This window comes from Desulfobacter sp. (assembly GCF_050177295.1).
This window is the reverse complement of sequence record NZ_JBFXHE010000012.1, coordinates 16,311-29,019: the sequence shown is the minus strand read 5'-3', so window position 1 is coordinate 29,019 and position 12,709 is coordinate 16,311. Positions and strand designations below refer to the sequence as shown.

Sequence of the window (12,709 nt, the reverse complement as noted above, 5' to 3'; positions counted from 1 at the left end):
CATCCAGTCGAAACAACGCCTTAAAATAATGGTCGAGTTCGTCTTGATATGAACCTTTAATAAAATTCATGAAATACAAAATAAGCGTCTGGAATGTAAGTGCTCGTTTGCGTGTGAAATCTTTCTTTTTTTTTTAAGTTCGTTCATAACGCTGGCAAGCGAGGAAAGGCCTTGCTCCATTCGCTTGTCGAGCTTTTGATCAAATAAGACCTTGAAACGCAACATGAGCCTTTAAATAAACGCCCCAATCAACCCATAAGCATGTCCTGTGTCAAAGTTACATGCAACTACCCTTCTGTCCGGATCTGCATTTCGCATTCCCGGCAGTTAAAGGTCACTTGGAAACGGTGTTTGCCATGGGTCAGAAACAGCGGCTCCAAAGAAGACTGATCTGGGGAATTGCTCCGGTTTTTCTCTGCCTTTCCAGAACACCACCCAAGGCTGCGGCGGATACAGTGTTTTGTGGTCATGACCGGAGTCCCCGGTCCTGGCGGGGCACATTCAAAGGCAGGCGCAATGGATGTTACGCCTCTTTTCTTATAGAACTGAACCGCCAGATGATTGGCTGCATTGGCCCGGAAATCAAGATCGGTACGATAAAAAGGAACTGGGACAGGCCTTGGCGCAACAGTGAGCCGCGCATGGGCCTTTAACCGGTTCTTTTTCAGGCAGTCCAAAAGGTTCCGGCGCAGGCGGTTCAGGTCAGCGGCAGGCAAGAACACCGGTTTTGAAAGGATTTCAAGGCGGTTCAGCAAAAAACAGGTATTGCCCAGTTTGCCCAACTGCTTTTCAATAGCTGCCCTGGCCGTGTCTGGATTGCGGGCAGGTTCGCCAGGGATACAAAGCCGGGCCTGGGCCCCGACATTGTCCTCATCCACACAGGAGATCTCAAATCCTTGGGGGTGTTCACAAAATTTCATATCCAGGTATATCTTTCTTTGGGCGGTCATGCCTGCCAAAGACGCGCAAACCCAAGGTCATGGTTTCTGAATACCATGGTTCCCTTAGGCAGATCATCTTCGTGAATCCGTGTTTTGCCGGACGGGAACACAAATGCGTTTTCATCCACCCCGTTCACATAAAATCCTTTGAGCCTGCCCGGTGCTGTGGGAAAACATATCCCGTCCCCGGCCCGCAGATCATGGACCCGGTCCAGTACCAGGGCCTCAATGTCATCAACTTAAGCATTGAATATTTTATTTTACCATGAACGACATGAAGAGCATGAAGAATATATGCCGGAAAATCAATCTTCATGTCCTTCATGCGCTTCATGGTTTTAATTTGGATGCTAACTTTATGACATTGAGTTAAGACCTGTACTGAAATCTGAGCAATAGTTTTGAAGTTCAAAGTTCCATTCCAAAAATTTGTTTTATGTGATAAGCTTCCGGCATGAAAGTCAGGGATGTAATCAAGCTGATTAAAAATGACGGATGGTATCTGGTCGCCATGAAAGGGAGCCACCGGCAGTTCAAACATCCTTTGAAGCCCGGACGGGTTACCATTTCCGGCAAATCCGGGGATGATGTGTCAACAGGAACTCTTGGAAGTATCTATAAGCAGGCGAGGTTGAAATGAGAAAGTATCTGGTTGTTGTTGAAGAAACGGAAACAGGATTTTCCGCCTTTTCGCCTGATCTGGACGGGTGTATTGCTACGGGGACAACAAGAGAGGAAGTCGAGACCTTGATAAAAGAGGCAATGCAGTTTCATCTCGAAGGAATGAAAGAAGACGGTCTTCTCACCCCTGTTCCCCATTCCTACTCGATCTACTGTGAGCTTGCATAAGGGCCTCGGAAAAAAATTCGGCGCAATATTGTGGCATTTATTTCTTCCGAGGCCCTATTATAGCGGGATTGGGGAGATCATTTCAACCATTCCCCCAGGTTCATTTTATATTGTTCTTTAAACGCACTGGAAAAATGGCTCAAACAAGAATAGCCCACAAACGAGGGGGCCTCGGTCAATCCCCTCGTCGCAGCCAAAATTTTTTTATTTCGATGGAAAACTGGGGCGTTTCAATGCGATTGGGTGCTTTAACGGCAAACACCCGCATATTCTGCTCCACAAATTTGCAGGCCAGCCGGATCTGTTCATCCAGCGAGCCCGTGATATCTTTTGCATCCAACTGGTAAGCCGCATTGCGCTCCACGCCCCGGTAACAAACAGACTGCGGGGTACCACAGCAATCTGGATGATATTTTTTTCCCTGCCATGGTGATCAGGCATAATGAACTTTCGAATCAGACAATCCAAGGGAGGGTCTATTGAATCATTGCAGATGGAACGTACCCATCCCTCAACTATATCCAGACAATTCCAAGGTATGCCTTTAATTTCCCTATCGTTTTCAACTTTAAAACAGAGTCTTCGCCCAAAGCAATTTGTTTAAGCAGGCCGGATATGTTTTCAAACATGGTCATTCCCTCAGATTCCTTACCCCTGTCGGACAAGCCGTTTGAACCCAAGGCTCTGCTGCAGGACAAAACCTCAAAAGGAATCAATCACTATTTGATCAGCTGAACAACCTGTTTGAACGCATCGCACCGGGCTGTTTTCATCAACTCAAAAAAAGCCATCTCCACGCTGGTAATCTGCGCCCCGGCCCCGGCCAGGCGATCGAGGCCGATCTGTCTGTTTTCAGGCGTTCTGGAGGAGACACAGTCGGCCACCACCTGGACCTGGCACCCCTGGTCAATCAAATCAATCCCTGTCTGGCATACGCAGATATGGGTCTCAATACCTGTAAGCAGGATTTCCCGTCTGCCGCATGTGTTCAAAGCCTGCATAAATGAAGGTTCGGCACAACAGGAAAAACTGTGTTTTTCAATGGGTTTTTGATCCTCCATCAACACGGCCAGGCACTCGGTGGTGGCCCCCAGTTTGGCGGGAATCTGCTCCAGCCATATAATGGGCACACCCAACGCTTTCATCCCTTTGATCATAATCTCAAGGCTGTTAAACAACGCCTCTTTACGATACATCAGCTGTGCCAGCTGCCCTTGAACATCCACCAGCATCATGACTGCATTGTCTCTGGTAAACATAACTACTTCCTTTCTTTAGAGGATTTCTGGAAAGCGGCCTTTGCCTTTGAATTTAAATTCTAAGATTTACAAAAATAACTGATAAATTCCCGCCCACAATTTATAATTGTACCTGCCGCTTTTGCATCGCTATCGGGATCGGAATATCCATTGTTTTCGATTCCGATCCTGACAGCGATAGTGCTTTCATATCAAAATGCAGTTACTTTGGGCAACGCCGTGAATTATTATACATTTTTACATCAAAGGCGTATTGGGTATCAGTTCCCATATGCCGCAGGGACAGGCCCCTTTACAGAATCCGCATCCAATGCATTTGGATTGATCCACCACGTATTCAAAGCCGGTTTCCTTTTCCTGCCGGCTGATGGCCCCTTCAGGGCAGACTGCCACGCAGATGCCGCAATCCCTGCAATTTCCGCAGGAGGCGCAGTCCTGAGCGCACGCTTCCAGGTTATCGGCATCCTGTCTGGGATTATAATAAGTCAGACTTACACGCCGGGTGTCGATCATGGGGGCAAGGCCGTCCATATCCGGTACCTGGCCTTTGAGAAGCTGATCAATGACAATGGCTGTCCGTCTGCCCGCCCCGATCGCGTCGGTGATAAGTCCCGGGCCCACGGCATCCCCGATGGCAAAGACCTTTTTATCCGAGGACCGGCCGGCTTCGTCCACCTTGACAAATCCCCTGGCAAGTTCAATCCCCTCGCCAAGGAAGGGGAGATCAGGCACATCTCCAATGGAGATCACCACCGTATTGGCCGGCAGTATTTCGCCAGTGTCAAGTTTAACCCCTTTGGAATTAATTTCTTTGGTAAATAACGGCCAGCGGAACTGGGCCCCGCATTTTTCGGCATCTTCTCTTTCCTTGCCGAATGCCGCCGGTTTCTGGACATCAATAAGGGTGATATCAACAGCACCCAGCCGATAGGCTTCAGTGGCCACATCACACCCCACATTGCCGGCGCCGATGATCACGATCTTCTTGCCCGGTTTTATCTTGCCCGCCTTGGCCTGCTCAAGAAAATCATTGGCAAAGACAGCCAGCTCCGCTCCTTTGACCGGAAGGGCCCGGGGTTTTTTTGCACCGGCGGCCACCACAACATAGTCATGGCTGTTCTTTATCTGGTTGAACTTTTCCGCATCAATTTTCTCTCCCAGCCGGATATCCTTTATATAAGACTTTATCCGGTCAATTTCCGCATTCAGGGTCTCGGCAGGAATTCGGGATTCGGGAATCACAGCGGAAATTTTTCCGCCAATGGTCTGGCCGGCTTCAAATACCGTGGCGGTGTGGCCTTTCAGGGTAAGTTGCCAGGCCGCAGAAATACCGCCCGGGCCTGCGCCGATGACAGCCACTTTCTTTTGGGATTTTTTGGCAGGTTTTGGCGGTTTGACATTCTGGGCAGCCTGGCCCAGAAGGCGAACATTAATGGGGGCCATATAGGACAGGTTCCGGGTGCAGGACGCCATACACGGGCTGGGGCAGAGGTGACCGCACACCGTCACCGGAAACGGAGAATACTCAAGACCCATGGATATGGCTTCGTCAATGTTATCAGCCCGGACCATGGCCCAGCGCTGCTGGACCGGGATTCCGGTGGGGCAGGATGCCTGGCAGGGCGAGATATATTTTCCCTGCTCCCAGACCGGAATATATCTTCTGTACTCACCCTTGGTAATGACCGGAACAGTGCCCTTTTCCATTTCCTGGAGATCTCCGATCAGGCCGCCGCGGCCAAGCTCCGCATCCCAGACCTGTTCCCTGAACCAGGATAAAGATTTCCGGTCCGGCCCTTCGGCCTTTTCCTGGGGACTTCTGGCTTCAAACAGCCGCCACTCTTTTCGCACAGCCAGCTCGTCAAACAGATTAGGCTGTTTGATTTTTTTCAGAAAATTTTTAAGACCCAGGGTCAGCCATGCCCATTCCTGATCATCAAGGTCCACTTCCTTGGCATCCTTGTCGGAATAACTTTTGGCCTGGCCACGGACAAAGACCTTACCGCCCACCATGCCCACCAAGGGTCTGTAACCCAGAAGCTGTTCCGGGTTAGAAGCCTTTACACCGCAGACAACGGCAATGCCGCCTGCCATGAATTCGCCGAAGTAATCCCCTGCCGTCCCCAGCACCCACAACTCAGGGGGCTCAAATCTGGGATTGCGCTTGGTCATGGTCATGCCCCGGGCGCCAATGGAGCCGCCCACAAAAACCTTGCCCTGGGCTGCGCCGTTCATGGCCCCGTTGGAGGCAGATCCATGCACAATAATTTCAGCACCGGCATTGAGCCAGCCAATGTCATCCGAAGCCGGACCCATGATCTCTATCCGGGTATTGGGTGTGCCAAAGGAGCCTGTGCGCTGGCCGGAATGACCAATGATACGGATGTCCATACTTTCAGGGGCGCAATCCCAGAGTCGTCCGCCAATACCGTGCTGGCCAAAGGCCTGGACTTCAAGCTTTCTGTTGCCCCGCTTGACGTGCTGGTGAATAATCTCTTCAAGCACCCGGGAGGAAATCCGTTTTTCGTCTCTTTTACCTGCTATAAAAATATAGTCGCTTTTCATCATATCCCGTCCTCCTTTACACCACATATTTAATACTGAGGCGGTCAGCAATGTTTTTATCATCAATTCCCAGCGCATCGGACATGCCGATGGGAAGGGAGGTGGAGCGTCCCAGGGGCGCTACGATTTTTTTGAGTTGCGTGTCAAAGGAGACAAAAATATCCACCAGGCGCTGGGCCACATCTTCCGGATCAAGGCGGCGGTAGAGCCTGGGGTCCTGGGACGTGATGCCCTTGGGGCAGATGCCGAGGTTGCATACGTTGCACCGGTCTTCTTCCGTACCCACGCAGCCGGCGGCTGCCTGCATCGCATATTTTCCGATCTGAACCCCGGATGCCCCCAGCATGATCAGGGCCGCTGCATTGGCGGCAATATTGCCGTTTTTGCCAATACCGCCCCCGGCAAATATGGGGACTTCATTCTGTTTGCCAAGGGTTGTCAGATTCAGGTAGTTGTCCCGGACACTACTGGCTATGGGGTGGCCCATGTGGTCCATGGAAACGGCATAGGCAGCCCCTGTGCCGCCGTCTTCGCCGTCAATGGCGAGTCCTGCCGCATAGTCGTTACGTGTCAGGTTGTTCATCACCGCAAGGGAGGTGGAGGTGGCGGAAATCTTCGGATATACCGGAACCCTGAACCCCCATGCCATGGACATGGATAGGATCATCTTGGCCACGGACTCTTCAATGGAGTACTGGGTCTGATGGGTCGGAGGGCTGGGCAGGCTGACACCCTGGGGAACCCCCCGGATGGCGGCAATGAGCTTGTTAACTTTGTGCCACATCAAAAGGCCGCCGTCACCGGGTTTTGCACCCTGGCCGTATTTGATCTCAATGGCGCAGGGGTCTTCTTTCATGTGCGGGATGGCGTGGATGATCTCATCCCAGCCAAAATAGCCGGACGCAATCTGCAGGATTACATATTTAAGGAACCGGGAGCGCAGTAAGCGTGGCGGACACCCTCCTTCGCCGGTGCAGATACGAACGGGCATACCCATCTCTTCGTTCAGGTAGGCAACCCCCATCTGCAAGCCTTCCCACATGGTCGGGGAGAGTGCCCCAAAAGACATGCCGCCGATGATCAGGGGATAAATTTCCCTGACCGGCGGAATCCAGCCCTTTTCCCGCAGGCGTTTCATGTTTTCCCTGGGAGGAAGCACCCGGCCCAGGAGGGTGCGCATCTCAAATTCATGGCGCCCGGCATCCAGAGCCGGATCCGTAAGCATGGAAATACGCGTGAACTTGATTCTGTCAAGCACCGAACCAGAGTCGTTGCGCCGGCCGCCTCTGCGCCGGGGAATGCCATGCTGGTTGATGTGGAATTTCATCCTGTCCAGGCCCGGATTTCGCCTGGGCCGGATGGCATCATTGGGACAGACCAGGGTGCACATGGCGCAGCCGATGCAGGCGTTTTCAACCCGGGTGTCCTGCCGGATCCCGTAAAAGGTGTCATAGGCATTACTGTGCTCGGCATTTTTGCCCACAGACGTTTTTATGACCCGTTTCTGGAACGGATGAAGAGAGATGGCCTTGACCGGACACACAGCCGTACACTGGCCGCACAAGGTACACCGGTCATTATTATATTCGATCTGCCAGGGCAGATCATTCAGGCTTAAAGAGGAAGGTTCAAGGCTTCTGTTTGACGACATATATTTACCTCCTGCCGCTCAGGGCTTACAATGGCTGTATCAAGATGCATGGGTTGAATGTCCATGGTTTTGTCTCGGTCGGGTATGGCGGCATCCAGTCCGCAGATCTCGGATGAAAAGGCAAACATGCCCGGCTTGCCCCCCACCACGCCGGGCCGCAGTTTCTTGCGGTCCTGAACCATGAACATGGAGTGATCCGGCAGGGTGCCGATGACCATATTGGGGCCGTCAATGATTAAAGGGCGGCAGGTCTTTTTCAAATGATCCAGAAATTCAAAATTGGGATGCTTTTCAAGGGCATCACGCTGAAGCGGCGTGATCACATGCTTATAGCCGTCAATGCCCAGGCCCAGCTCTTCCATGGAAAAGTGAAGGATGTGGGCGAACACTTCAGAATCGGACTGATATCCGGTATAGCCCGGGATATTCCTTGAGGAAAGAAAATCCTTGATGGGGATAAACGCCGTATTTTCACCATTGGTCATGGTGCAGTACCCCTTGATAAAGAACGGATGGCAGGCATACAGGCTGATGGCGTAATTTGTGTTTTGCCGCCCCTGGGCCATGATCACCCGTGCTTCAAGTTCTTTCCTGTCAAGGCCCAGGTATTCGCCCAATTTCATGGGATCCCCGATCTCCTTGAGCATGATGGTGTCCGGCCAGAAGGAGAACACGATCATGTCATTTTTCTCTTCACCCATCTCCCGTATCTTAAGCCGTACCTCCAGAAGTTTTGCGGCCAGCTCCTCCTGGGTCAGGGCATCCCAGCCTTCGGGCAGTTCATAGGCTCTGATCAGATAGATATGTCGTCTGGGAACACCTTCTACCCGGGTTTTAGGTGGTTTCAAAGAGATTTTATGTTTGGTCATGAAACCAAGCTTCATCATAAAAAGGTCCAGACGGCAGATGCCTTCTTCAGTAAAGATCCCCGACAGGATCGGGGCATCTTTCATCTCTTCAAAGGTGCCACCAAGGTCCTGGAGCAAAAGCCCCACGCCCGAGCCGTCATGCCCTTCCTTCATAACGTCAAGGGCTTTGATGGCCAGCATGGGCGACTGAGGATCCTTGCTGGTGATTGCAAACAGACGACACATATTTATCAACTCCTTATGGTCTTTTCTTTAAGCAGTCAAAAGACTGCGGGCCAAAAATTCGAAACTTAAAGACTAAATGCACTTATTAAGACTGTCAATCTTTATTTTCCCGTTAAGGGATTAAATGTTCTTGAGTTCTGTGGGGATTGAAAATCCGGCACGTTTATAAATCGAATGTATTTTGTCCAGGTCCTGTTCCAGGCTTTCGCCGGGATGTATCTTGCCCAGCCATCTGGTTCTTTGCCTCTGGTTGTCCAGATACCAGCAGATGATGGGAACATCCGCGCCTTTGGCAATGTACCAGAATCCGGTCTTGATTGTGGACACGGACTTTCGGGTGCCTTCGGGCACCAGTGCCACCACCAGGTCCTCATTTTCTTCAAATTTTGTAATTACGCTGTCCACAAATCCACAGGACTTGTCACGCTGTACCGGAAGTCCCCCGAGGCTTTTTAAAAAAACTGACATGGGGAAAAAGAACCACTTGGACTTGATCAGCAGTTTTGCATCAATCCTGGCAAGTTTGATATAGGTCAGAGCACGGACCGTGTCCATGTTGGTCGTGTGGGGAAAACCAATGACCACGCACCTGGGTTCCCAATAGGCCGGCAACGGATCGTAAGTCCAGCCCATCTGTGCATAAATAAATTTGCCAAGGGCGCTGAATAGAAAAGGGAAAGGATTAATATGCATTATATCGCTGCTTTATTTATTTTTTGAATTTTTTCCACAGCCCTGCATATACCATGTTTTCATTTACATTAAAAATAACCCATGCTATTTTTTTTAAAAAAAGGATTGACTAATGATGATAAACTGTCAATGCAGGGCAAAGCGCAGATAATTCGTAAGTAATTACGGATTATTCTTTTTCCATAAAAATTCTGTGCGGAGGAGAACATGATGAAGCTTAAGATCGGGCCAAAAGTAAACCTTCTTATCATTTCTGCCATGGTTCTTGTGGGCGGGGCTGCTTTAATTTTTTCCGTATCCGGCTTAAAGGATGAAGGCCGGTTTGCCATTGAGAAATACAGCACGGATATGATGAAAGTTAAAAAAGAGCACGTCAAGGACCTGGTCTCCTCCGCATATACCATTGCCAAAGCCCGCCTTGATGCGGCAAGGGATAAAAATGCCATTCGAAAGACCCATGGCGACAATGTCAAGTCGGTAATCAATCAGGGCATGGCCGTATTTGAAGCCAACAATATGCCCGATGATTCAAGGCCCCTGGAAGAACGCCAGGCAGATGCCGTCAAAGTGATGGACAAGATGCGCTGGGGCGTTGACGGCGAGAACTATTTCTGGATCCAGGACATGAGCGGACACATTGTTCATCATCCCCTAAAAAAGGAGTTGAACGGTAAACCCTATGGAAATATAAAAGATCCCGATGGCGTACCGCTCTTTGTTGAAATGGAGCGTCTTGCAAAAAAGGACGGCGGCGGATTTGTGGATTATAAATGGCCAAAACCCGGCTTTGATACACCCCAGGATAAAATCTCTTATGTCAAACTGTTTGCGCCCTGGAACTGGGTTCTCGGTGCGGGCGTCTACCTTGAATGCACTGAAACAGCGGCCCAGCAGGATGCGCTCAGAAACATCGGATCCATCCGGTATGGAGAAGACGGTCTTGGCTATTTTTTCATTTACGATTCCAAGGGAAATTGTGTCCTCATGCCCAACCGGCCCGAAGCTGTGGGCACCAATGAATGGGATTTAAAGGACAGCAAAGGGCTTTATATTACCCGGGAGCTGATTAAAAAGGCCGATGCCAACCCAGAAGGGGATTTCTTGGAATATTATTATAACAAGCCCGGTTCCAGTGAGGATTTCAGAAAGATTTCCTTTGTAAGAAAATTATCCGGATGGGACTGGTACATCGCCACAGGCTCCTATACCGATGATATTGAAGCGGCTATTGCCAGTGAACAGGAAGAAATAGGATCCGCCGTGAAAGCGGCAACCATGAAGATCCTGTCCATTGTCCTGGGGATTATGGTGTTGTCGGTGGCGGTCTCCTATTTTGTTGTGGCCAAAGGCGTTGTGGCGCCTTTGCGCAAGATGATCAATATGCTTAAAGATATTGCTTCCGGAGAAGGCGACCTGACCCAGCGGATTAGTGATAACTCCGGTGACGAGACCCAGGAACTGGCAGAGGGATTTAACCAGTTCATTGAAAATATCCAGACCATGATTGCGAAAATAAAGGGTAATACCGATGATCTTACGGACTCTTCCTCCGAGCTTGCCGGCATTTCCGACCAGCTGAATTCAGCTGCCGAAGAGACCTCGGGCCGGGCAGATTCAGTGACATCGGCATCGGAAAATATGAGTCTGAATATGGATTCCATGTCTGCAGCCATGGCGCAGGCCGCCAGCAATATCAACATGGTTTCGGCCGCATCCGAGGAGATGAGTTCAACGATTTCGGAGATCGCCCATAATGCCGAAAAAGCCCGGAATATTACAAACGAGGCTGTTGGCCAGGCAGAACATGCCAGCGCCCAGGTGGAAGATCTGGGCACGGCAGCCAAAGAGATTTTTACCGTGGTGGAGACCATTACAGATATCTCTTCCCAGGTCAACCTGCTGGCCCTGAACGCCACCATTGAGGCGGCCAGAGCCGGCGAGGCCGGGAAGGGTTTTGCTGTTGTTGCCAATGAGATCAAGGATCTGGCAAACCAGACAGCCAGTGCCTCCAGCCAGATTAAAGAGCGAGTGGCCGGAATCCAGCATTCCACCGAGAGCACCACGGCAGAGATCGTCTCCATCACAAAAGTGGTGGGAAATATCAATGAGATTGTTTCAACCATTGCTGCGGCTGTTGAAGAACAGTCTACAACCACCAATGAGATTACCCGGAATATATCCCAGGCGTCTCTTGGCATTTCAGAAGTCAATGAAAACATTGCCCAAGGATCTGTCATGGCAAAAGGGGTGTCCGGTGATGCCGCAGAAGTAACCACTGCAGCCTCGCAGATTGTGGATGCCAGCCGGCAGGTAAAAGACAAAGCAGCCGGTTTGTCACAATTGGCAGAAACCCTTGCCCTGATGATGTCAAAATTTAAAGTATAATAACGAAATAAGGAATTTACGCGTGATTACAGCCAATGAACATTACAACAAACTGAATGCCTCATATTTATTTGCAGATATCGCCAGGCGGGTTCAACGCTACCAGGACAGCAATCCTGACAAGGAGGTGATTCGCCTAGGTATCGGAGATGTTACCCTGCCGCTGCCCCCAGCTGTTATTCAAGGCTTTCAAAAGGGTGTGGATGAAATGTCCGGTGATGCCACATTCAAAGGGTATGGTCCTGAACAGGGATATCTGTTTTTAAGACAGGCCATTGCAGCCGGAGATTTCCAGTCCAGGGGCGCGGATATTGAGGCGGATGAGATTTTTGTGTCCGACGGTGCCAAATGCGATACAGGCAATTTCCAGGAGCTGTTCTCCAATAATATTACCATTGCCATTCCGGATCCGGTTTATCCGGTGTATCTGGATACCAATGTCATGGCCGGCAGAACCGGTGAGTTCAGGGACGGACGATACCAGGGCATTGTTTATATGGATTGCCTGAAAGAAAATGGGTTTATGCCGGATCTGCCCGGTGCGCCCGTGGATCTGATCTATCTTTGTTTCCCCAACAACCCCACAGGGTCCACGGCCACCCGGGATCAGCTTGCCGCTTGGGTGGATTATGCCCGGGACAATAAAGCCCTGATCTTGTTTGATGCTGCCTATGAAGCCTTTATCCGGGATGAGGATCTTCCCAGAAGCATTTATGAAATCCCCGGGGCCAAAGAGGTGGCCGTGGAATTCAGAAGCCTTTCCAAGACAGCCGGTTTCACAGGCACCCGTTGCGGATTTACAGTGGTGCCCAAGGCATGCATGATCTATACGGCCAACGGATCAAAGGTCTCTTTGCATGACATGTGGAACCGCCGGCAGTCCACCAAATTCAACGGGGTTTCCTATCCGGTGCAAAAGGCTGCCGAGGCGGTTTACAGCCCGGAGGGCCAGGCCCAAATTAAAGCAAACATCGACTATTACCTGGCCAATGCCCGGGTGGTCCGCCAGACCATGACAGACCTCGGGTTTGACCATGTGGGGGGTGAAAATGCCCCATACATCTGGATTGACGGCAATGGCCGGGATTCCTGGGAGTTTTTTGATCTGCTTCTGGACAAGGCAGGTGTGGTCTGTACCCCGGGCCAGGGCTTTGGCCGGTGCGGGAGGCAATATATAAGAATTTCCGCGTTTAACAGTCCTGAAAACGTAGCCAAGGCTATGGCGCGAGTGAAAGACGTTTTAAAATAGTGTCTTTTTCACAGGAATCTAAC

The 12,709-nt window shown here is 50.6% G+C and carries 13 protein-coding genes; 4 read left to right on the top strand and 9 right to left on the bottom strand.

Going from position 1 to position 12,709, the window contains the following annotated elements:
- Positions 1–287 precede the first annotated feature (287 nt).
- Genes AB7U36_RS02235 through AB7U36_RS02225 form a run of 3 tightly spaced genes read right to left on the bottom strand, consistent with a single transcriptional unit; the run spans position 288 to position 1,482 of the window.
- Complete coding sequence (locus tag AB7U36_RS02235) at positions 288–950, bottom strand: DUF3656 domain-containing protein (protein WP_428158178.1); 663 nt, start codon at positions 948–950, stop codon at positions 288–290.
- Positions 947–1,078 (bottom strand): hypothetical protein, encoded by a 132-nt coding sequence (locus AB7U36_RS02230; protein ID WP_428158177.1) that lies wholly within the window; start codon positions 1,076–1,078, stop codon positions 947–949. The genes AB7U36_RS02235 and AB7U36_RS02230 overlap by 4 nt, the downstream gene beginning before the upstream one ends.
- Positions 1,075–1,482, bottom strand: coding sequence for a hypothetical protein (locus AB7U36_RS02225; protein ID WP_428158179.1), 408 nt, complete (start codon positions 1,480–1,482; stop codon positions 1,075–1,077). Before AB7U36_RS02225 ends, AB7U36_RS02230 begins: the two co-directional genes overlap by 4 nt.
- On the opposite strand from AB7U36_RS02225, the gene AB7U36_RS02220 reads away from it, so the two are divergent.
- Both AB7U36_RS02220 and AB7U36_RS02215 read left to right on the top strand, forming a co-directional pair.
- Entirely contained in the window at positions 1,396–1,581 is a 186-nt protein-coding gene (locus AB7U36_RS02220) for a type II toxin-antitoxin system HicA family toxin (RefSeq protein ID WP_428158176.1), read from the top strand. The two genes, AB7U36_RS02225 and AB7U36_RS02220, sit on opposite strands and share 87 nt — an antisense overlap.
- A complete protein-coding gene (locus AB7U36_RS02215; protein WP_428158175.1) occupies positions 1,578–1,790 on the top strand; it encodes a type II toxin-antitoxin system HicB family antitoxin in 213 nt (70 codons plus the stop codon). Before AB7U36_RS02220 ends, AB7U36_RS02215 begins: the two co-directional genes overlap by 4 nt.
- 175 nt (positions 1,791–1,965) lie before the next feature.
- Here AB7U36_RS02215 and AB7U36_RS02210 read toward each other — a convergent pair whose 3' ends face one another.
- From AB7U36_RS02210 to AB7U36_RS02185, 6 genes are all read right to left on the bottom strand, one after another.
- Complete coding sequence (locus AB7U36_RS02210; RefSeq protein WP_428158174.1) at positions 1,966–2,130, bottom strand: hypothetical protein; 165 nt, start codon at positions 2,128–2,130, stop codon at positions 1,966–1,968.
- A gap of 379 nt (positions 2,131–2,509) precedes the next feature.
- The gene (locus tag AB7U36_RS02205) at positions 2,510–3,049 is read right to left on the bottom strand and encodes a hydrolase (RefSeq protein ID WP_428158173.1); all 540 of its coding nucleotides are present in this window, start codon (positions 3,047–3,049) and stop codon (positions 2,510–2,512) included.
- 237 nt (positions 3,050–3,286) lie between these two features.
- Positions 3,287–5,617 carry an FAD-dependent oxidoreductase gene (locus AB7U36_RS02200; protein ID WP_428158172.1) on the bottom strand — a complete coding sequence of 777 codons (2,331 nt, stop codon included), beginning with the start codon at positions 5,615–5,617 and terminating at the stop codon, positions 3,287–3,289.
- Between the two features lie 13 nt (positions 5,618–5,630).
- Positions 5,631–7,265, bottom strand: coding sequence for a glutamate synthase-related protein (locus AB7U36_RS02195; RefSeq protein WP_428158171.1), 1,635 nt, complete (start codon positions 7,263–7,265; stop codon positions 5,631–5,633).
- Positions 7,229–8,359 carry a glutamate synthase gene (locus AB7U36_RS02190; protein ID WP_428158170.1) on the bottom strand — a complete coding sequence of 377 codons (1,131 nt, stop codon included), beginning with the start codon at positions 8,357–8,359 and terminating at the stop codon, positions 7,229–7,231. The genes AB7U36_RS02195 and AB7U36_RS02190 overlap by 37 nt, the downstream gene beginning before the upstream one ends.
- 120 nt (positions 8,360–8,479) lie before the next feature.
- Positions 8,480–9,052 carry a 1-acyl-sn-glycerol-3-phosphate acyltransferase gene (locus tag AB7U36_RS02185; protein WP_428158169.1) on the bottom strand — a complete coding sequence of 191 codons (573 nt, stop codon included), beginning with the start codon at positions 9,050–9,052 and terminating at the stop codon, positions 8,480–8,482.
- Between the two features lie 207 nt (positions 9,053–9,259).
- Here AB7U36_RS02185 and AB7U36_RS02180 point away from each other — a divergent pair, with 207 nt between their 5' ends.
- Both AB7U36_RS02180 and AB7U36_RS02175 read left to right on the top strand, forming a co-directional pair.
- Complete coding sequence (locus tag AB7U36_RS02180; protein ID WP_428158168.1) at positions 9,260–11,437, top strand: methyl-accepting chemotaxis protein; 2,178 nt, start codon at positions 9,260–9,262, stop codon at positions 11,435–11,437.
- Positions 11,438–11,459: 22 nt separating this feature from the next.
- On the top strand, positions 11,460–12,686 hold the full coding sequence (locus tag AB7U36_RS02175) for an LL-diaminopimelate aminotransferase (RefSeq protein WP_428158167.1): 1,227 nt from the start codon (positions 11,460–11,462) through the stop codon (positions 12,684–12,686).
- Positions 12,687–12,709 lie beyond the last annotated feature (23 nt).

Bases quoted from the DNA above. Each gene is read 5' to 3' on its own strand.
- AB7U36_RS02200 (WP_428158172.1), bottom strand. From the start codon at position 5,617: ATGATGAAAAGCGACTATATTTTTATAGCAGGTAAAAGAGACGAAAAA.
- AB7U36_RS02185 (WP_428158169.1), bottom strand. From the start codon at position 9,052: ATGCATATTAATCCTTTCCCTTTTCTATTCAGCGCCCTTGGCAAATTT.
- AB7U36_RS02180 (WP_428158168.1), top strand. From the start codon at position 9,260: ATGATGAAGCTTAAGATCGGGCCAAAAGTAAACCTTCTTATCATTTCT.
- AB7U36_RS02220 (WP_428158176.1), top strand. From the start codon at position 1,396: ATGAAAGTCAGGGATGTAATCAAGCTGATTAAAAATGACGGATGGTAT.
- AB7U36_RS02205 (WP_428158173.1), bottom strand. From the start codon at position 3,049: ATGTTTACCAGAGACAATGCAGTCATGATGCTGGTGGATGTTCAAGGG.
- AB7U36_RS02195 (WP_428158171.1), bottom strand. From the start codon at position 7,265: ATGTCGTCAAACAGAAGCCTTGAACCTTCCTCTTTAAGCCTGAATGAT.
- AB7U36_RS02235 (WP_428158178.1), bottom strand. From the start codon at position 950: ATGACCGCCCAAAGAAAGATATACCTGGATATGAAATTTTGTGAACAC.
- AB7U36_RS02215 (WP_428158175.1), top strand. From the start codon at position 1,578: ATGAGAAAGTATCTGGTTGTTGTTGAAGAAACGGAAACAGGATTTTCC.
- AB7U36_RS02190 (WP_428158170.1), bottom strand. From the start codon at position 8,359: ATGTGTCGTCTGTTTGCAATCACCAGCAAGGATCCTCAGTCGCCCATG.
- AB7U36_RS02225 (WP_428158179.1), bottom strand. From the start codon at position 1,482: ATGTTTGAACTGCCGGTGGCTCCCTTTCATGGCGACCAGATACCATCC.